Annotated in this window: 16 protein-coding genes; 11 read left to right on the forward strand and 5 right to left on the reverse strand. The window is 50.9% G+C overall.

The genetic code is table 11. From position 1 onward, the window contains the following. Nucleotides 1-85 precede the first annotated feature (85 nt). The 11 genes from HNY42_RS03355 to HNY42_RS03405 all read left to right on the forward strand — a co-directional run bounded on the left by HNY42_RS03355 (nt 86) and on the right by HNY42_RS03405 (nt 14,000). Nucleotides 86-1,234, forward strand: coding sequence for an ROK family transcriptional regulator (locus HNY42_RS03355; RefSeq protein ID WP_255508418.1), 1,149 nt, complete (start codon nt 86-88; stop codon nt 1,232-1,234). 235 nt (nt 1,235-1,469) lie between these two features. Further along, nucleotides 1,470-1,952 carry a hypothetical protein gene (locus HNY42_RS03360; RefSeq protein ID WP_188005107.1) on the forward strand — a complete coding sequence of 161 codons (483 nt, stop codon included), beginning with the start codon at nt 1,470-1,472 and terminating at the stop codon, nt 1,950-1,952. A gap of 28 nt (nt 1,953-1,980) precedes the next feature. Beyond that, nucleotides 1,981-3,291, forward strand: a complete 1,311-nt coding sequence (locus HNY42_RS03365) for an ABC transporter substrate-binding protein (protein WP_131503376.1) — start codon at nt 1,981-1,983, stop codon at nt 3,289-3,291. A gap of 74 nt (nt 3,292-3,365) precedes the next feature. Next, entirely contained in the window at nt 3,366-4,331 is a 966-nt protein-coding gene (locus HNY42_RS03370; protein ID WP_114597049.1) for a carbohydrate ABC transporter permease, read from the forward strand. 13 nt (nt 4,332-4,344) lie between these two features. Beyond that, nucleotides 4,345-5,130: a carbohydrate ABC transporter permease gene (locus HNY42_RS03375; protein ID WP_026829378.1), complete on the forward strand. Its 786-nt coding sequence runs from the start codon at nt 4,345-4,347 to the stop codon at nt 5,128-5,130. A 25-nt stretch (nt 5,131-5,155) separates the two neighbouring features. Further along, a complete protein-coding gene (locus HNY42_RS03380) occupies nt 5,156-7,150 on the forward strand; it encodes a beta-galactosidase (protein ID WP_188005108.1) in 1,995 nt (664 codons plus the stop codon). A gap of 14 nt (nt 7,151-7,164) precedes the next feature. Beyond that, nucleotides 7,165-9,297 carry an alpha-galactosidase gene (locus tag HNY42_RS03385; protein ID WP_188005109.1) on the forward strand — a complete coding sequence of 711 codons (2,133 nt, stop codon included), beginning with the start codon at nt 7,165-7,167 and terminating at the stop codon, nt 9,295-9,297. After that, on the forward strand, nt 9,294-10,466 hold the full coding sequence (locus tag HNY42_RS03390) for a galactokinase (RefSeq protein ID WP_188005110.1): 1,173 nt from the start codon (nt 9,294-9,296) through the stop codon (nt 10,464-10,466). The genes HNY42_RS03385 and HNY42_RS03390 overlap by 4 nt, the downstream gene beginning before the upstream one ends. Continuing rightward, on the forward strand, nt 10,467-11,465 hold the full coding sequence (galE, locus tag HNY42_RS03395; protein ID WP_114597053.1) for a UDP-glucose 4-epimerase GalE: 999 nt from the start codon (nt 10,467-10,469) through the stop codon (nt 11,463-11,465). A gap of 25 nt (nt 11,466-11,490) precedes the next feature. Then, the gene (locus HNY42_RS03400) at nt 11,491-12,984 is read left to right on the forward strand and encodes a UDP-glucose--hexose-1-phosphate uridylyltransferase (RefSeq protein WP_188005111.1); all 1,494 of its coding nucleotides are present in this window, start codon (nt 11,491-11,493) and stop codon (nt 12,982-12,984) included. After that, on the forward strand, nt 12,981-14,000 hold the full coding sequence (locus tag HNY42_RS03405; protein ID WP_188005112.1) for an aldose epimerase family protein: 1,020 nt from the start codon (nt 12,981-12,983) through the stop codon (nt 13,998-14,000). Before HNY42_RS03400 ends, HNY42_RS03405 begins: the two co-directional genes overlap by 4 nt. Before the next feature lie 49 nt (nt 14,001-14,049). Here HNY42_RS03405 and HNY42_RS03410 read toward each other — a convergent pair whose 3' ends face one another. The 5 genes from HNY42_RS03410 to pdhA all read right to left on the reverse strand — a co-directional run bounded on the left by HNY42_RS03410 (nt 14,050) and on the right by pdhA (nt 19,328). Continuing rightward, nucleotides 14,050-14,565, reverse strand: a complete 516-nt coding sequence (locus HNY42_RS03410; RefSeq protein WP_188005113.1) for a methylated-DNA--[protein]-cysteine S-methyltransferase — start codon at nt 14,563-14,565, stop codon at nt 14,050-14,052. A gap of 82 nt (nt 14,566-14,647) precedes the next feature. Next, a complete protein-coding gene (locus HNY42_RS03415; RefSeq protein WP_131503383.1) occupies nt 14,648-16,048 on the reverse strand; it encodes a dihydrolipoyl dehydrogenase family protein in 1,401 nt (466 codons plus the stop codon). Continuing rightward, on the reverse strand, nt 16,049-17,263 hold the full coding sequence (locus HNY42_RS03420) for a dihydrolipoamide acetyltransferase family protein (RefSeq protein WP_188005114.1): 1,215 nt from the start codon (nt 17,261-17,263) through the stop codon (nt 16,049-16,051). It abuts the gene before it with no gap. 12 nt (nt 17,264-17,275) lie between these two features. Then, nucleotides 17,276-18,274, reverse strand: coding sequence for an alpha-ketoacid dehydrogenase subunit beta (locus HNY42_RS03425; RefSeq protein WP_131503385.1), 999 nt, complete (start codon nt 18,272-18,274; stop codon nt 17,276-17,278). Nucleotide 18,275: 1 nt separating this feature from the next. Beyond that, nucleotides 18,276-19,328, reverse strand: a complete 1,053-nt coding sequence (gene pdhA / locus HNY42_RS03430) for a pyruvate dehydrogenase (acetyl-transferring) E1 component subunit alpha (RefSeq protein ID WP_131973319.1) — start codon at nt 19,326-19,328, stop codon at nt 18,276-18,278.

Consider the following 19,328-nt stretch of genomic DNA (forward strand, 5'->3'; position numbering starts at 1 on the left):
CTAATCATGAAATCCCTTACAAAATATGCGAGAATAGGAATAGAGACAAAAATGGAAGGGATGCGGGACGAACATGGTGAAAGAGATGCCACGAAATTCTAAGTGGATGCGTTCCTACAATCGGGCACTGGTATTACGTTTGATTCGGATGCATCAACCGATTTCACGGGTCGAACTGGCACAACAAACAAAACTGACGAAACCGACCGTTTCGAATATCGTCGGAGAATTGATTTCGGATCAACTCGTGACAGAGCGTGAACTCGGTGTCTCAAACGGAGGACGAAAGCCAATTTTGCTTGAACTCGTGGCGAAAGAACAATATGTCATCGGGATTGATGCGACAAGTCACCGTTTCATCGGAGTCATCGCGGATTTAAGCGGAAATACGATTCACGAAGTGGAAACGATGGGGAAATTTGATACAAACGAAGAATTAATGGAGGCCGTCGTTCTGTTGTGTGAGGAACTGATTGAGGCAACGGAGCAGGTCGGAACGATTCACGGCATCGGCATATCCGTTCATGGGATGGTCAATCCGGAGACCGGAGTGATTCTGTTTGCTCCTCGTTTTCATCTCCACGATGTCGCCTTAAAGGAACATTTGGAGCAGCATTTTGCGTACCCGGTCTTCATCGAAAACGATGTCCGGGCTCTCGCTTCCTTCGAATTGTTATTCGGAGAAGGTGTCGGAGTCGATCAATTTTTCTATCTGTATGCCGGAGAAGGGATCGGGGGCGCGTATGTCCTGGACGGGAAACTGATTGACGGCGAAAATCACATTACAGGTGAGGTCGGGCATATGCGGCTTGATTTGGACGGTCCGATTTGTTCCTGCGGGAATCGGGGATGTCTCGAAGCGTTGGCTGGGGAAAAAGCGCTGTTGCGTGATTTTGAAGCCATTGACCCGCAAGTCAAAACACTGACGGAACTGAGAAAACGTCTGACGGACGGGGATCCGTATGCGAAAGCCGCGTACCACCGGGCCGGCGAATACATCGGAATCGGTGTCCTGAATACGATTCATCTGATCAATCCGAAACGTATTTTACTCGGGGGCCCGATGTTCGAACTGGCACCATCAATCGTCAATCAAATTAAAGAACGGGTCGAGCACACGGCTTTGACGACCGCTTCACGTGAAACCGACGTCAAGATGGTTCCTTGGAGTGAAAAACAAGGGGCGCTCAGCGCGGCTGCTTTGGCGACCAATAGTATTTTCCGAACGATTTAAAATCAGCTTGTTGGATGACGGTGTTGCTTACCGGATTCAACAGGCTTTTTTTGATGGAAATAAACGTTGAAAAAATATTTTTTGAAACCGTTTACAAAACAAATCAGCATGTGCTATAGTTTTCTTAAAGTTAGATAATAAATTTAATTTACTAAGTTTTCATCAACTAGTGGAGGTGGATGCAGACCGGCAGGGACCGGTTAAGCTGAAACAGAAAGAAGGGGGCGTCGCGCAGATGGAAACAGAGGATTTATGGGTTTCCTACCGTGAAGCTTTCGGGCGTTACGGAGCAATCCGTGGCTTTTACGTGAACCGTTTGACAGGAGATATGACGGAACAACAGCCGGGAGATAAGCGGTCTGCAGATCAGGACGGCGTTCTCGTTCGGCCACGACAAGATGGAGTCTTTCAATTTCGAATGTCGTCCGTACAAGGGGTACTGACGATTCGGTCTTCAGAACTTCATCTTCGAAAAAATGAGAACGGATACATCGAATTACGGGTGTTGATGCAACACATGCGCACAGCCGGTTGTTTGACGCTCGGTGGAGAATTTTATCTGTTCGTGACACCGGAAATGGACACGCTCGACTATCGTCTGCGACTGATTGCACGGGTCTTGATTCAACTCCAACGGATGCCGATTGGCATGGAAGTCATCGAACAATGGTGTCAACACGCAAAGTTTGAAGGGCAACAGCTTAGAAAGTACGCTTGACCACTCACATACAAAGGGGATCACTCACATGAAATTCAAAAAAACAAAAGTTCTCGCAGCTGCATCAGTTCTGACATTATCGGCACTTCTCGCAGCTTGTGGCGGCGAAGATGAAAAACAAGCCACAACCAAAGACGGAAAAACGATCATTTCCTGGTGGGGTTGGGCACCTCAGCCTGAAGCTGGTAAGGAAGTCGTCGATGCCTTCAATAAATCACAAGACAAATACGTCGTCGAATTCAAACGGTACAGTGAAGATTACGAAAAGCAACTTCAAGTCGCGATGTTATCTGGTAAGGGACCAGACATCATCGGCTTAAAAGAACCAATGATTCAACAATACAAAGACCGTGTCGTACCGGTCGATTCTTACATGGATAAAGCAGCCGGCAAAGGATGGAAAGATAAATTCGTTGAGCTCGGAATTGATCAAACGACGATTGACGGCAAACAATATGCAGTTCCAATCGGCTTTACGGGTCAAGCCTACTTGATGTACAACAAAACGATGCTTGATAAATACGGCGTGACGCCACCGAAAAACTACAAAGAAACAGTCGATGCTGTCAAAAAGATCAAAGCGTCCGGTGATAAAGTCATTCCGTTGATGCTCGGAGCAAAAGATGCCTGGATCGATATCGATGTCTACAACGTCTTAAGCCACCAGGTAGCACCGGGTTACATCCAAAAAGTCTTATCTGGCGAAGCGAAATGGACAGACGACGAGATGGTCAAGACAGCGCAAATCTGGCAAGATCTGTTTGAAAAGAAAGTCTTCCAAGAAGGTGCACTCGGACTTGCGACATACAATGACGGGATGAACCAGTTCTTCGATAAAAAAGCAGCGATGTGGGTCATCGGTTCATGGGAAGCGCACTCGATGACGACAGCTGAGAAAAAAGACAAATGGAAAATCAAAGATGAGCTTGGCTTCACACCACTTCCAAACCTTGCAGGTGGAACAGAACAACCAATCATCGCATCAATCGACATGGCGCTTGCCGTCAACAAAGAATCAAAACAACAAGAAGGTGCAGCTGAGTTCGTTGCCTTCATGAGCCAAGGTGAAGGACAGGAAGTCTACATGGGCGAGTTCGAAATGGCACCGGGAATCAAAGAGGTCAAAATTGATTCAGATGCAGCCTTCACATCCGAAGGGGAAAAAGAGTCGTACAAAATGCTGAACGAAACACTTTCTAAAGCTGTAGCAAGCCGTGGTATCCGTGATACAAAACTTAACGATATCCTCGGTAAGGAACTTCAAAACATCGCGACGGGTCAAAATCCGAAAGAAGCACTCCAACGTGTTCAGGATGCAGCCGATCAATCGAAAAAATAAGAACGATACAGTGAAGTGGTGCGCCCTGCGTGCCACTTCCTGATTTTTAAGATCAAGAAAGTGGGGAAATCGTTATGCAGACAGAGCAACAAGAATTGCCGATCAAACCAAAAGCGGAAACGCTGAAACCAGCACCCCGTTCAAACGTTCCGAAAAAGAAAAGAAAAGGCAAAATGAAGCAAAACATGGTCGGTTGGGCGTTCGTCGGACCCATCGTCCTGTTTGTCGTCGCGTTTATTTATTACGGGATTTTCTATAACGCGTATAACTCCTTCTTCTCATGGGACGGGATTTCGTTCGATAAAGTCTTCGTCGGGTTTGAAAACTACGCGGAAATGTTCCGTGATCCGGATTTCTATCTCTCGCTTAAAAACACGTTCATCTTCACGATTTTAACGGTTACGATTCAAGCCTTTATCGGTCTTGTTCTCGCGTACTTCCTGCACACACAGGGACCGTTACGGACTGCCATGAAATCGGTCTTCTTCTTCCCGGTTGTCCTGAGTCCGGTTGTACTCGGTGCCGCGTTCTCACAAATTTATGACTTCCAATTCGGTTACATCAACGAATTTCTCCGGGCAATCGGTCTCGGCAGCTTAGAACAAAACTGGCTGGGTGATCCGGATATCGCGTTGTACTCGGTCATTGCCATCAACATCTTCCAATGGACAGGTTCATCGATGGTCATGTACTACATGGCGATGCTGACAATTGAAAAAGAAATCTTTGAAGCCGCTAAAATCGATGGTGCCGGATTCTTCCGGACGCTTTGGAGTATCGTCTTCCCGAACTTAAAAGGAACGACGTTCACGTTATCGATTCTCGGTGTAATCGGTGGTCTGAAGACGTTTGACCTGGTCTGGATCACGACGGCCGGTGGCCCCGGTTCTTCAACAGAATTCATCTCGACGTACCTGTTCCGTAAATCGATGCTGCAACAAGAAGTCGGTTTTTCAAGTGCCGTTGCCATCATCTTGCTGACAATCGCTTTACTGATTACGTACATCCAGTTACGTGTTCAAAAGAAAATGGATAACTAAGGAGGAACGTCCCATGAATGTAGAATCTAAAAAAAGCCGTTGGGTAATCAACCTCGTCCTGATGCTTGCTTCGATCGTCTGGCTGTTCCCGATCTTTGTCATGTTCAAGGAGAGCTTACGTGTCAACGGATTTGAAAACTATATCGCAACGCTGCAAAACCCGAACTTCCCGACATTCGTCTTTAACAGTTTCTTCGTCGCCTTCTTCATGATCATCATCTCGATCACGATTCTCGCGTTTGCAGCATTCGCCTTTTCGAAACTCGAATTCGCCGGAAAACGTCTGTTGTTCAACATGGTACTCGCCGGTCTGATGTTACCGGTCGCTTCGATGATTGTGCCACTGTTCTTCACGTTACGTTCGTTTGACGGTCTCAACAACCACTGGGGTTTGATCGGGGCAGAAGTTGCCTTCTTCCTCCCGTTCGGTTTAATGCTGATCAAAGGATATTTTGACGAATTACCAAACGAATTAATGGAAGCCGCGTACATTGACGGCGCAACGATCTTGGAAGTCTTCTTCAAAGTCATGTTGCCGCTCGCGAAACCGGCTCTTGCGACAGCGTTGATCTATGCGTTCCTCAACTCGTGGAATGAGTATTTGATGGTCCTGACGTTCATGACGGATCCGGCTTATCAAACGGTCACGATGGCACCAAGTTTCTTCAAAGATGCACTCGGCGGTGACCCAGGTAAAATCTATGCGTCACTCGTCTTAATCAGTTTACCGACAATGGTCTTCTATATCTTCTTCCAACGTTTCTTCCAAAAAGGAATGACGGCAGGTGCAGTAAAATAATTTGTTTTCAGTCAGGAGGAGCACAATGTATTTAGGCGTCGATTATTACCCGGAACAAACTCCACGTGCGTTATGGGAGGAAGATTTCCGTTTGATGAAAGAACTTGGTGTCAACGTCGTGCGGTTGGCGGAATTTGCCTGGACGATGATGGAGCCGGAAGAAGGAGTTTACGACTTCCGGTTTTGGGACGATATCATCGAACGCTTAAGTGCCGCCGATTTTGATATCGTACTCGGGACACCGACGGCGACACCGCCGGCATGGATGTGCCACAAGTATCCGGAGATTCTTCCGGCAGACGAGCATGGCGTGACAATCAGCTTCGGAGCCCGTCGTCACTACACGGTTCACAGTGAAACATATCAAAAGTTTTCGGTTGCCATTACGACTGAAATGGCGAAACGGTACGGGAAACATCCGCGTGTGATCGGTTGGCAGACGGACAACGAATACGGTCATGAAAAATCAGATCGTTCTTACAGCGACATCGACCGGGCTGCATTCCAGCTGTGGCTGAAAAACCGCTACGAGACGCTTGACGCGTTAAATGAAACATGGGGAACCGTCTTCTGGAGTCAGACCTATACGGCATGGGAGCAAATCCCGGTACCGCGGAAAGTCTACCAGGAACATAATCCGTCGTTACTCGTCGACTTTGACCGCTTCTGTGCCGACGGGTATAACCATTACAACAAACTCCAAGTCGATGCACTCCGGGAACATATTCATCCGGACGCCTTCATTACACATAACCTCGTTTACAGTGATATGGCCGTCAATCAACAGCAGATGGCACAGGATCTCGATTATGTCGCCTTTGATAACTATCCGGTCTGGGGTGGTTTGCCGGAACCGAACCGTTTTGAGAAGATGGCCAGCGATCATGACCTTTGCCGCTCCTCAAAACAAGGGAAAGGTTTTTGGGTGATGGAACAGCTCAGTGGAGCGCAAGGCTGGAGTAAAATCGGTTACTTGCCGCGTCCCGGTCATATCCGGTTGTGGACGTATCAGGCTGTCGCGCGCGGTGCCGAAGCGATCGTCTATTTCCGCTTCCGGGCTGCTTTGTTCGGGACGGAAGAGTTTTGCCACGGTATCATCGATCACGATGGAAAACCGAAACGCAAATTCAACGAAGTCAAACAGATCATGACCGAACTCAATACGTTTGGTGACGAGATCAATGCGAGCAGCTATCAAGCGGAAGTCGGCGTCTATTTTGATCAGGAAAATGTCTGGGCCTGGACACATCAGCCGCACAGCGATGCGTTTGATTTCCGGACCGAGTTCGTCCGGTTCTACGGCGGTGCCGTCCGTCGTCAAGCGTCGACGGATATCGTATTCCCGGGTGACAAACTGGATCAATACAAATTAATCATCGTTCCGCTGTATTTCCTGACGAACCCGACATTTGACCAAGCACTGATTGATTACATGGAGCAGGGCGGACACGTCATCTTCACGTACCGGACCGGCGTCAAGGACCCGCATAACAATGTCTTGCCGTTAACGTTACCAGGGAAATTCGCACCGTATGCAGGAATCGAAATCGATGAGTACGAATCGTTGCAGGCTGTACAGGAAAACCGGATTGAAGGCATCGGAGCATTCGCCGGACAAGGTTCACCGGCCCGAATATGGTGTGACTTGATTACACCGACGTCAGCTGAACCGCTTGCTGTCTACCGGGATACGTTTTATGACGGGATCGCTGCCGTGACACGTAACGAATACAAAGGAACAATTACCTACATCGGCGCATCGATTGATGATGCGATGATCGATACGATTTACCGGCAAGCGTTTCTCGATGCCGGCGTTCAGACGTTTGAAGCGCCGGATCAAGTCGAAGTCGTCCGCCGTCACGGGGAGACACGTGATTTCCTCTTCCTGATGAACCATGATACGAAAGCAAGCCGGGACGTTGTGCTCGATGCTGCCTATAAAGAGTTGAATACGAACGAGACATATAGTGGAACAGTGACACTCGCCCCACTCGAGACGCTGATTCTGACAACGTAAGGAGGAGAACGACCATGGCCATTCTTGAACTGCCGAATCAGCGGTTCGTCCTCGAAGGACAACACGTCGCGCATGTCGTGACGATCGGACAGCACGGTAAAGTGTTGCATACGTATTTTGGAGCACGTCTGCCGTATCCATCCGACTATGAAGCATTGCCGAATCCGGTTCTTGCGCACAGCTCATTTGAATCACCGGATGGTGTCGCGGTCTACGACTTCATTCCGTTTGGTGAGATGGTCTACACGGAGCCGACTTTAAAATCAGAACGGGAGGACGGACAACGAATCAGTCAGTTCGCTTTTGAACGCGCCGAGCAATCCGGCAGTGGATTGACGTTATGGTTGTTTGATTCGTTACAAGAACTCCGGGTCGGCATCAAATACGACCTGTACGAAGCGTACGATATGATCGGACGGTCGCTCGTGATTGAAAATACCGGAACACAACCGGTCCGGTTGACGACAGCCCAATCCTTTGCGATGGGAATTCTGCAACGACCGAACTTGAACGTGCACCACTTCGCGGGGACATGGACCGGCGAATTCCAAAAACAGGTGACACCACTAACGCCGGGACGTAAGACGATTGACAGCCGGCGGGGTGTGACAAGTCATCAGGCGAATCCCTGGTTTGCACTTGAACAAGGGGCGACCGAATCAACCGGGGAAGTCATTTACGGACATTTTGCCTATTCCGGTAACTGGTCGATGCACTTCGAGCAGGATGCCTTTGGATTCGTTCAAGTATCCGGCGGGATGAATGAGTTTGATTTCAGTTGGAAACTCGAAGCCGGTCAACATCTTGCAACACCGGACTTTTATATCGGGTATGCGGCAGACGGCTTTTCCGGGATGAGTGCCCGGGCGCATGATTTCCAGCGTGACATCATCATGCCGGAATCGGAACGGAACAAGGTCCGGCCCGTCCTCTACAATTCCTGGGAAGCGACCTATTTTGACGTGACGGAACACGGACAACGGGCGCTCGTCGACCAGGCTGCTGCGATTGGTTGTGAACTGTTCGTCGTCGATGACGGCTGGTTCGGTGAACGAAACTCTGATCAGGCCGGTCTCGGTGACTGGGTCGTGAATCCGGAAAAATTTCCGGACGGTTTAACCCCGTTGATCGAGTACGTGAAACAACAAAACATGCAGTTTGGTCTATGGGTCGAACCGGAAATGGTGAATCCAGATTCAAACCTTTACCGGACGCATCCCGATTGGATTTACCATAGTCCCGGTGCACACCGGACGACATCACGCAATCAGTTTGTTCTGAACCTTGGTTTACCGCAAGTCGAACAATTTGTGTTTGAGATGATGGATGAGTTGCTTGAGACACACGCGATTGATTACATCAAATGGGACATGAACCGTGCTTTTTCAGAACCGGGCGTTCCGGAAGCAACACCAGCAGCACAACAGGAATTATGGAAGCGTCATGTCGATGCCTTGTACCGGATCTTTGACGAGTTGCGGACACGTCACCCGGAAGTGGATTTTGAAGCCTGTGCCGGAGGCGGAGGAAGAATTGATCTTGGAATTCTCAAACGGACGGAACAGGTCTGGACGAGTGATAACACGGATCCACTGGACCGGTTGACGATCCAACATGATTTCTCGTTTGCCTATAATGCAAAGATGATGAGTTGTTGGGTGACGGATGGTCCGAACTGGCTGAACGGCCGGAACTTACCGCTTGCGACACGTTTCGTCTCATCGATGCAAGGAACACTTGGCATCGGCGGCAACTTAAGCGAATGGACAGCGGAAGAGTTAACGGAAGCAACCGAGTGGATTGCGACGTATAAAACAATTCGGGAAACCGTTCAATTCGGACGTCAGTACCGGTTGTCGGCAGACCGCATGGCGGCTTCCCTCATGCAATATACGTCAAACGATCAAACGGTTGTCCTGGCAGTAGCGCCGATGCGTCAGCACGGCTCAAACCAGTACCACTTCCGTCTGAACGGACTTGAGAAGACAGGTTTGTATCAGGTCGACGGGCGTCAGCTCAGCGGGGCCTACTTGATGCAGCAAGGATTGACGATTACTTATACGACAGATTATGAAGCCCGTTGTCTACACATTCAGCCGGTTCACCGCAGCCTTCCTACATCAGAGTCAAAGGAGCCGATCGCATGACATACCAGACATTAGAACAGATTTTTGAACAACAATTCGGTCAACCGTCGACCCACCGCTTTTTTGCACCGGGTCGTATTAACTTGATCGGAGAACATACAGACTACAATGGTGGACATGTCTTTCCGTGTGCTTTGACGCTTGGAACGCATGCGGTTGCCCGCAAGCGCGATGATGCGGTCTTCCGGTTTTATTCGCTGAACTTTGAAGCTGACGGCATCATCGAAGTCGCAGGGGATGACTTGACACATCAATCTGCCGATGGCTGGGCCAACTATGCCAAGGGCATGATTCATGTCTTACGGGAAGCCGGTTACCGGATTGATACAGGGTGCGACATTTTAATCAAAGGTGATATCCCGAACGGGGCCGGACTGTCTTCGTCCGCTTCTCTTGAACTGGTAATCGGTGTCTTGCTCGACAAACTGTACAATCTGAATGTCGACCGGATTGAACTTGTCAAATACGGTCAACAGGTTGAAAATCACTACATCGGTGTCAACAGCGGCATCATGGACCAATTTGCCATCGGGATGGGCAAAGCGGGATACGGACTCTTACTTGACTGTGAGACACTTGACTATACGTATGCACCACTCGATTTATCCGGTTATACGATCATCATCATGAATACGAATAAGCGCCGTGAGCTGGCCGATTCGAAATACAACGAACGCCGCTCGGAATGTGAAGCAGCACTGACCTATCTGCAACAGTACCGTCCGTATGCATCACTCGGTCAATGGTCGATGGATGAATTCGAAACGATTTCTTTTGAAGATGAACGATTGCAACGACGGGCACGTCACGCGATTTCTGAAAACGAGCGGACGTTGCAGGCGCTCGATGCTCTAAAAGAAGAGAGACTCGAAGCATTCGGTCAACTGATGAATGCCTCACACCGTTCGTTGCGGGTGGATTACGAAGTGACGGGGAAAGAGCTGGATACATTGGTCGAAGCGGCGTGGGCGCAACCGGGAGTCCTTGGTGCCCGAATGACGGGTGCCGGTTTTGGCGGTTGTGCGATTGCCATCGTCGAAGACGAAACGGTCGAGACATTCATGACGGAAGTCGGTCAAGCGTACGAGACGACAATCGGTTATCCGGCATCGTTCTATACGGCAACTGTTGGTGATGGAGCACGAGAAGTCGAACAGGAGGTCATTTAAATGGCAGTACTCGTAGTAGGTGGAGCAGGTTATATCGGATCACATGCAGTCTATCAACTGGTGGATGCCGGTCAGGACGTCGTCGTGGTCGATCATTTAAAGTCGGGTCACCGTGAAGCCGTTCATCCGAAAGCCCGTTTTTACGAAGGGGATATCCGGGATCGTGCCTTCCTTGACACCGTGTTTGAGACGGAAACAATCGATCAGGTCGTTCATTTTGCAGCCTTCTCGTTAGTCGGGGAATCGATGGAGCATCCGCTCGCTTATTTCGACAACAACGTCTACGGCACACAAGTGTTGCTTGAAGCAATGATGGCGCATGATGTGAAGCAGATTGTCTTCTCATCAACCGCGGCCACATACGGCGAGCAGGAACAGATGCCGATTCTCGAGACGGCAACGACGAACCCGACAAACGCCTACGGTGAAACGAAACTGATGATGGAGAAGATGATGCGTTGGTGTGAAACCGCGTACGGTCTCCAGTATGTGGCGCTCCGTTACTTTAACGTCGCCGGCGCACGTGCAACAGGTGAAATCGGAGAAGATCACACACCGGAAACCCATTTGGTTCCGCTCGTCCTCGAAGTCGCCAACGGTCAACGGCCGATGATTTCGATTTACGGCGATGATTATGCGACGGAAGACGGCACGTGTATTCGCGACTATATCCATGTGGAGGATTTAATCGATGCCCATCTGCTTGCGCTGGAGTATCTAAAACAGGGCAACACGAGTGATGTCTTTAATCTCGGTTCAAGCCGCGGCTTTTCGGTCCGGGAAATCATCGAAGCTGCCCGTCGCGTGACGGGACATGCGATTCCGGAACAAGTCGTCGCACGACGTGCCGGAGATCCGAGTACATTGATTGCCGGATCCGATAAAGCCAAAACGATCTTAGGCTGGACACCAAGCCGGACGGAAATCGACACCATCATTCAAGATGCATGGCGTTGGCACGAACAGCGTCCGCAAGGTTACAAAACACCTGTACGGTAAAGAGAGAGTTAGGAGAGTGAAGGCGATGAATGAACTCATCAAACAATTAATAGAGCAGGCGGTCCGTCAACGGTTGATTGAACCGGAAGACACGGTATATGCCCGAAACCGGCTTTTAACCTTGCTCGGGGAAGCTGCATATGTGGATCCGGGAACAGTCGGCACGCGTCCGATTCCTGATCTTTTGGACGAGATGATTGAACACCAGATCACAGCCGGAAAGCTGGCACCGCGTCTCGACGAAAAAGAACGGCTGGCGGCAGAATTGATGGATGTGTTCGTCGATCGCCCGTCTCAGATTACTTCGACTTTCCGTCAGTTGTACGCTGAAAATCCGCAACAGGCGACTGACTATTTTTATCAGCTTAGTCAAGCGAATAATTACATCCAGACGAAACGCATCGCCAAAAACATCCAGTATCAAGCGGACACGGTCTATGGTGAAATCGACATTACGATCAACCTGTCGAAACCGGAAAAAGATCCCCGTGAAATCGCGGCAGCACAAACGGAGGTCGTCGAATCGACCTATCCGACCTGTCTCTTGTGTGTCGAAAACGTCGGATATGCCGGACGGAGTAATCATCCGGCCCGTGCCAATCACCGGATTGTGCCGCTGTCACTCAGCGGTGAACCTTGGGCATTACAATATTCACCGTACGTCTATTACAACGAACACAGTATCATCTTGTCGCAGGAGCACCGGGACATGGTCATTAACCGTCAAGCATTTACGCGGTTGCTTGAATTCGTCGCCCAGTTCCCGCATTATTTTGCCGGATCCAATGCAGACCTGCCGATCGTCGGTGGATCGATTTTGACGCATGATCATTATCAGGGCGGACGGTATGAATTTGCGATGGATCGGGCGAAGACGCTCCAAGAGTTCGTCTTACCGGATCATCCGGATGTGGCCGGTGAAACATTACACTGGCCGTTGACGGTCGTTCGGTTGAGCAGCACCGATGCTGACGCATTACTCGATGCGGCGGACGACGTCTACCGGACGTGGCTGACGTACGAAGATGCCGATCATCAGATTCTCGCGGCAACAAATGGTGTCCGTCACAACACGGTGACACCGATTGCCCGGATGCGAGGCGAACGGTTTGAACTGGATCTCGTCTTACGAAACAACCGGACATCGACGGATCATCCGGACGGAATCTTCCATACCCATGCCGATATTCACCATATCAAACGCGAAAACATCGGTTTGATTGAAGTGATGGGACTCGCCGTTTTACCGGCCCGTCTGTTAGGTGAACTCGAGGAAGTCGAACAATTTGTGACAGGAACAGCCGCTTCGACGGCTCCTTCCCACCACACATGGGCAACCGAATTAAAAGCAGCATACAACGGACAAGATGTGACGGAGTATGTCCGCCAAGCGGTCGCGGCCAAATTTGTCCGTGGTCTTGAAGACTGTGGTGTCTTTAAACAAACGCCGGGCGGGCAGGCGGGACTTGACCGCTTCCTTGAAACGGTCAGCCGCCAAGTGGCAGGTGATCGACGATGACGAAGCAGACACAATTAATTCAGGAAACGGATCTCATTCGTCATACGCTGACGCAACCGGGAATCGAAGTCGAGATTTGGAATTATGGCGGCATCATCAACGATATCCGTGTTGCGGATCGGGACGGCCGGATCGAGAGTGTCATCCTGGGTTTTGATACGTTAAAGGAATACCAGGACCATTCTCCATATTTCGGAGCCATCGTCGGCCGGGTCGCCGGGCGCATCGGACAAGCGCAAATGGAAGTGGAAGGAACCGTCTATCCGCTCGCAGTAAACGATGGAACGCATCATCTGCACGGAGGAATCAAAGGGTTTGATCAAACATTTTTTGACATCGTCGAAGCCACAACGGACCGGCTTCACCTCCGGTTGTTCAGTCCGGACGGAACGGAAGGGTACCCCGGGAACGTCACGCTCGATGCCATCTATCAGCTGGAAGGTCTCGCCTTGACACTGACGATGCACGCGACGACGGATCAGACGACACCGTTGAATCTGACGAATCATACGTACTGGAACCTGTCCGGAAACTTGAAACGGGATATCCTTGATCATCACTTGACGATCCCGAGTAAAACGTATTTACCTGTTGGAGAAGATTTGTTGCCGACCGGTGAGTTGCGGGACGTGACGGGGACTCCCCTTGATTTTCGAACGGGACGGCAGATTCGAAGCGGTGCGGAATCCGATCATCCGGAAACGGTAGCCGCGGGACATGGATATGATCATCCGTTTCTCTTATCGGGACAGCCGATTCGCTTGGAAGACATGTCAAATGGCCGTTATGTAGAAGTGACGACGAATCAACCGGTCGTCATCCTATATACGGGGACGCAACTCGAGACGGATTATGAGATCCGCGGTGTCGGTGCTCGTCCTTCGCTCGGTCTGTGTCTCGAAACGCAAGTTCATCCGAATGCGGTGAACGAACCAAACTTCCCGGACATTTTGGTTGAACCGGATCAGACGTACCACTGGGAAACGACGTACCGGTTTGGTGTAAATTCGGTATAAAAAAAGAGAACGGATTCGATTGATGTCGAGTTCGTTCTCTTTTGCTATGTTAGTGCGGTTGAGAAGAGGAAGTCTGTTCGATCGCGAGCAGTTGTCGTTTCATGTTCAGACCACCCCAATAGCCCGTCAGATCCCCTTTTTTTCCGATGATTCGATGACAGGGGACGACGATCAGGACACGATTTTTACTGATGGCGGTTCCGACGGCGCGTGTCGCACCCGGTCGATAAATCCGTTGGGCGATATCTGAATAAGTCACCGTCACACCGTATGGAATATGGCATAAGGCCTGCCAGACTTCCAACTGAAAGGGCGTGCCGATCAAATGAAGCGGGAGAGAAAACCGGGTGCGTGTTCCGTCTAAGTATTCGATGAGTTGTTCCTGGTACGGTTGCATGATCTGCGGATGCTCAATCAGTTCGGCCCGGGGTAACTGTTTTCGGGCCCAGTCGCTAAATAAGTCCCGGGGTTCGTTCAATGCCCCGACATAACACAGGCCATCCGTTGTTGCCGCGATTGGAAACGATGTTTCGTTCCAGCGTAACGTCGTGAAGTATAAGTCCATCATCGTACCTCCTTCAACCAAAAGATTCGCGCAAGAAACCGGTCACCCCTTCTCCAAAAGAGGGCGGGGACCGGTTTTAGGATTACGACTTCGTTAAGACATCTTGTTGGCGGGGCGACAGGTGAATTGCGTGTCCGATTAACGATTCGACGGCTTCTGTCCAGGCTTCGTTCCGGCTCGGATGCGGCATAATCGGGAAGCGGACATCTTCTTCCTTGGCAGCCATCTCAAGAGCTTGTGCAAACGTTCCGGCGAGATCGACGGCGCCTTCGCCCATCATATGAACGCCTAAAAGGAGATTCGTCGTCGCATCGGAGATGACCTTGATGAAACCACTTCCGGCTTCAATCATCGTTGTTCCATTGGCATTAAGGGGAAATTGGCCGGTCCGGATCGAATAACCGGCGTCCGTTGCCGCCTGTTCCGTCAAGCCGATGGAGACGATTGGCGGAAGAGACCGGATGATGGTCGGGTAATAGGGTACCGTCGCATCGGCCAGTTGTCCGGATAAATGTTCGGCCGTCCGTTTCGCTTCATGGATGGCGCGTGTCGCAATCGCAGGACCAGGTGTTACATCTCCGATGGCATAAATATGCGGACGGTTTGTCTGTCCGAATGGATCGACGGGAATCGTTCCGTCTTCTGCTACCGTCACACCAATCCGCTCGAGTCCGAGTTCCAACGTGTGCGGAACGCGAGGCAACGATTGAAACAAAAAAGGAGCGGACCAGGTCGTCTCCTGTCCCTGTTTGACGACCGTAACGGTCACTGCCTCTTCTGCTTCGATGGCTGTGACGGTCCCAGAGACAAGTTGAATCTTTTGTTTTTTTAAGAGGCGTCGGAGTTCTTTGTTTATACTCGAATCCAACTGGAAGTCGTCGGCAATCAACGTGACCGACGTACCAAGAGCTTGAAAACTCATTGCGGCTTCGACAGCGATATAGTCTTGTCCGATGATGACGAGACGTTCAGGTAATTCGGTCAGTTGGTATAACTGTTCGGCATTTAAGATAGAGGGAGAATCTTGTTCGATGCTGTGGCTTCCGGTCGCAATCACGACGTCGGTAAACCGGTACGTATCAAACTGATGCCCCAGCTCGACCCCAATCCGGTCGTCTGCTAAAAATGAAGCGGTTCCGTGCAAGATTTCAATCGCGTTTGCCTGACAGAGCGCTTCGACTCCCGTTCGTAATTGACGGATGGTCCGTTCCCGGTACTCGACCAATTGACTGAAATCGTGGGTCGGGTTGAAAGAAAAACCGAGAGCAGACATGTGATTCATCTGTTGTTTGATATCTGCGGCATGAGCGACGACCTTGGACGGGATACATCCTTTGTTCAAGCAAAGTCCACCAAGCTGTGCCTGCTCAATCAAGGTGACGTTGCGGCCCAGTTGACTGGCACGGATGGCAGCGGTGTAACCGGCCGGACCACCACCAAGAATCACTAAATCACGTTCTTGTGTCAGTTCACCTACGACCATTTAAATCAGCTCCATTAATAAAGTAGTGGGGTGTTCGATTAAGCCGGCGAACCGGTTCGTAAAAGCAACGGCCGTCGCGCCGTCAGCGACACGGTGATCAAAGGACATCGATAGATTCATCATCGAGCGGATGACGATCTGATCGTGATCATCGACGCAGACCCGTTTTTTTGTTTTGTGGAAGGCAATTAAAGCCGTTTCCGGGTAATTGATGATCGGGGTCGCTCCTGTACTTCCGAGGGGACCGACATTACTCATCGTAAAGGTGCTTGGTTTCAGATCGGCAGCTCGCAAGTCTCCTGTCTTGGCACGGGCGGACAGTTCCGCGACACGCGTGTGCAACTGTTGCATCGTCAGCTTGTCTGCGTCACGAACGACCGGGACAATCAGTCCGTCCGCCGTCTCGGTTGCGACACCGATATGATACTGTTGCTCGAGGATGATCTGTTCGTTGGCTTCATCGAGTTTTGCGTTAAACACCGGGAAGTCCTGGAGTGCGACAATCAAGGCTTTGATGAAAAAGGCGTTGACGCTGATCGGTTTACCGGCCGCCTTTAATTTTTCGCGCAAGGCGAGCAGGCGGGTCATATCCACTTCTTCAAAATGCGTGACGTGCGGAATCGTAAAGAGGGACTGTGTCATTTTTTTCGCAATCTGTTTCCGGATGCCGCGGAACGGAATCGTTTCGAACGGTTTAGCAGAAGGGGTACTTGTTTGTTCGACGACATCTGCCTTCTCGACAGAAGCAGTTGTATCGAGGAACCGCCGGACATCCTCCTCCGTCACGCGACCGGATGGATCGGAAGGTGGAACTTGTTCCAAATCAATCCCGTGTTCGCGCGCGATTTTACGCGTGTAGGGGGTAGCCAAGACACGCCGACTACTCGATGAAACAGCCGGTGTTAGGACAGACGGCCGGACTTTGATTTGTTCCGTCGTCTGCCGGATCGGTTGTTCCGCAGTTACGGCCGTTTCTGTTTCAAGGGCTTCAATCAATAATAGGACCGTACCGACCGAGACGGTTTGACCGACAGGGATGATGAGGTCCGTAACGACACCGGAAACCGGTGCCGGTAATTCAGCGACCATTTTATCGGTCGACACTTCGACGACAGGCTGATCAATTGTGACACGATCCCCGACCCGGACCAGATAGTTCGCAATTTCACCTTCCGTCATCCCTTCACCGACGTCATGCAACTTTACTTCAATCATCACGTTCACTCCTTAAAAATCGACCGTACGCTGGATCGCTTCAAGCACACGCGTCGGCGTCGGGATGTAATGGTCCTCGAGGGCGAATAATGGAACGGGCACGTCGAACCCGGTGACACGGGCTACCGGGGCACGTAAATATAAGAACGAGGTATCATTGATCAGCGCAAGCAAATCGTTGCCAAGACCCCCCATAGCTTGTGCTTCGTGGATGATGACAGCCCGTCCGGTTTTTTGAACGGAGGCCGCAATCGTTTCACGATCAAGCGGATAGAGCGTCCGCAAATCAATCACTTCACAGGAAATACCGCGGGTCGCAGCTTCCGTTGCGGCTTTTTGTGCGACTTGGACCATCGCTCCCCAAGCAATCAGTGTCACGTCCTGACCTTCGGTGACACATTTCGCTTTCCCGATTTCAACCGTATAGGCTTCACTCGGAACCGGCTCCTTAAAGGCCCGGTAACTCCGCATCGACTCGAGGAATAAGACCGGATCCGGATCTTCAATGGCCGCAATCAATAAACCTTTCGCATCATAAGGAGTGGAGGGACAGACGACTTTTAAGCCCGGCATCGAAGTGAAAAGGGCTTCCGTGCTGTCGGAATGAATCTCCGGCGCCCGAATGCCGGCGCCATAAGGGGCACGGATGACCATCGGCACGCCGTAACGTCCCATCGTCCGCATCCGGATCCGCGAGACGTGGGTCATGATTTGTTCGTAAGCAGGATAGATGAAGCCGAGAAATTGGATTTCGACAATCGGCTTAAACCCGTTGACCGCGAGACCGATTGACGTTCCGACGATTCCTGCTTCGCTCAGCGGCGTATCGATGATCCGGTCCTCCCCGAACTCTTCCTGCAGACCGTCCGTCGCCCGGAAGACACCGCCGTTTTTCCCGACATCTTCACCTAGTACAAGCGTCGTCTCATCGTCCGTCAGTTTTGTCCGTAAGGCATCGGTAACAGCCTGGACGAGCGTCATCTCCGTTTGTCGGTTGATTGGTGTCGCCATATCAATTCCCCCTTGCGGTCAGATAATCTGTTTTTTGACGGACTAAATCGTCCGGTAATGTTGCGTACGTATGATCGAACAAATCGTTGACGTCAGGCGGCGGGAAAGCTTCCATCGTTTTGACGGCGGCTTCGACCTCTTCTTGATGCCGCGTCCGGATGGCTTCGATTTCCTGTTCATCGTAGAAACCTTGTTCTTTCATGAAACCTTCCAAGCGGGTGAGGGGATCGATTCGGTCCCGGGAACGGTCCTGATCCCGGTATTTCGACGGATCATCCGCTGTCGTATGGGCACCGAATCGCCACGTGACCGCTTCAATCAAGGTTGGTCCGCCACCGGAGCGTGCCCGTTCCAGTGCAGTCTGCATCGTGAAATAAACGGCGAAGACATCATTGCCGTCAATCCGGACGCTCGGCATCCCGTAAGCCAAAGCCTTTTGGGCAATCGTTTCCGAATGCATCTGTTTTTGAATCGGGACGGAAATCGCATACCCGTTGTTTTGATTAAACAGGATGACCGGAGCCTGGAAGACGCTGGCGAAGTTCATGCCTTCGTGGAAATCACCTTCCGATGTGGCCCCGTCCCCAAAGTAAGCGACGGCGACCTGGGTTGATCCTTTTCGTTTTTCTGCCCAGGCCGCACCGACCGCATGCGGGATTTGTGTGGCAATCGGAACAGCGGGCGGGAAGATATGCAACTCATCCGTCGGGACACAGCCTTCGACACGTCCGTTCCAATACAAAAATGTCCGGACCATGTCGGCGCCAAACGTCAGCGTCGCTCCGTGATCCCGGTACGTCGGGAAGACCCAGTCCTTGTCCTGCAGTGCATACGCACTGCCGACCTGTGCCGCTTCCTGTCCTTCGAACGGTGCATAGGTCCCGAGCCGTCCTTGACGCTGCAGATTGATGGCTTTCCGGTCGAATGTCCGGATCCGGTTCATATGTGTGAAGAGTGCGAGACTCAAGTCTTTTGTCAGCAAATCATTTTTAGATGTATCAAGGACGTGTCCTGCATCATCAAGTATCCGGTAAATCGGAAATTCGGTTTCCAT

The sequence above is a fragment of the Exiguobacterium sp. Helios genome, from assembly GCF_014524545.1.
Taxonomy (GTDB): domain Bacteria; phylum Bacillota; class Bacilli; order Exiguobacteriales; family Exiguobacteriaceae; genus Exiguobacterium_A.

What these genes read in the sequence shown, in the direction of transcription:
- HNY42_RS03355 (WP_255508418.1), top strand. Translation starts at nt 86, where the DNA reads ATGCCACGAAATTCTAAGTGGATGCGTTCCTACAATCGGGCACTGGTA.
- HNY42_RS03360 (WP_188005107.1), top strand. Translation starts at nt 1,470, where the DNA reads ATGGAAACAGAGGATTTATGGGTTTCCTACCGTGAAGCTTTCGGGCGT.
- HNY42_RS03365 (WP_131503376.1), top strand. Translation starts at nt 1,981, where the DNA reads ATGAAATTCAAAAAAACAAAAGTTCTCGCAGCTGCATCAGTTCTGACA.
- HNY42_RS03370 (WP_114597049.1), top strand. Translation starts at nt 3,366, where the DNA reads ATGCAGACAGAGCAACAAGAATTGCCGATCAAACCAAAAGCGGAAACG.
- HNY42_RS03375 (WP_026829378.1), top strand. Translation starts at nt 4,345, where the DNA reads ATGAATGTAGAATCTAAAAAAAGCCGTTGGGTAATCAACCTCGTCCTG.
- HNY42_RS03380 (WP_188005108.1), top strand. Translation starts at nt 5,156, where the DNA reads ATGTATTTAGGCGTCGATTATTACCCGGAACAAACTCCACGTGCGTTA.
- HNY42_RS03385 (WP_188005109.1), top strand. Translation starts at nt 7,165, where the DNA reads ATGGCCATTCTTGAACTGCCGAATCAGCGGTTCGTCCTCGAAGGACAA.
- HNY42_RS03390 (WP_188005110.1), top strand. Translation starts at nt 9,294, where the DNA reads ATGACATACCAGACATTAGAACAGATTTTTGAACAACAATTCGGTCAA.
- galE (WP_114597053.1), top strand. Translation starts at nt 10,467, where the DNA reads ATGGCAGTACTCGTAGTAGGTGGAGCAGGTTATATCGGATCACATGCA.
- HNY42_RS03400 (WP_188005111.1), top strand. Translation starts at nt 11,491, where the DNA reads ATGAATGAACTCATCAAACAATTAATAGAGCAGGCGGTCCGTCAACGG.
- HNY42_RS03405 (WP_188005112.1), top strand. Translation starts at nt 12,981, where the DNA reads ATGACGAAGCAGACACAATTAATTCAGGAAACGGATCTCATTCGTCAT.
- HNY42_RS03410 (WP_188005113.1), bottom strand. Translation starts at nt 14,565, where the DNA reads ATGGACTTATACTTCACGACGTTACGCTGGAACGAAACATCGTTTCCA.
- HNY42_RS03415 (WP_131503383.1), bottom strand. Translation starts at nt 16,048, where the DNA reads ATGGTCGTAGGTGAACTGACACAAGAACGTGATTTAGTGATTCTTGGT.
- HNY42_RS03420 (WP_188005114.1), bottom strand. Translation starts at nt 17,263, where the DNA reads ATGATTGAAGTAAAGTTGCATGACGTCGGTGAAGGGATGACGGAAGGT.
- HNY42_RS03425 (WP_131503385.1), bottom strand. Translation starts at nt 18,274, where the DNA reads ATGGCGACACCAATCAACCGACAAACGGAGATGACGCTCGTCCAGGCT.
- pdhA (WP_131973319.1), bottom strand. Translation starts at nt 19,328, where the DNA reads ATGGAAACCGAATTTCCGATTTACCGGATACTTGATGATGCAGGACAC.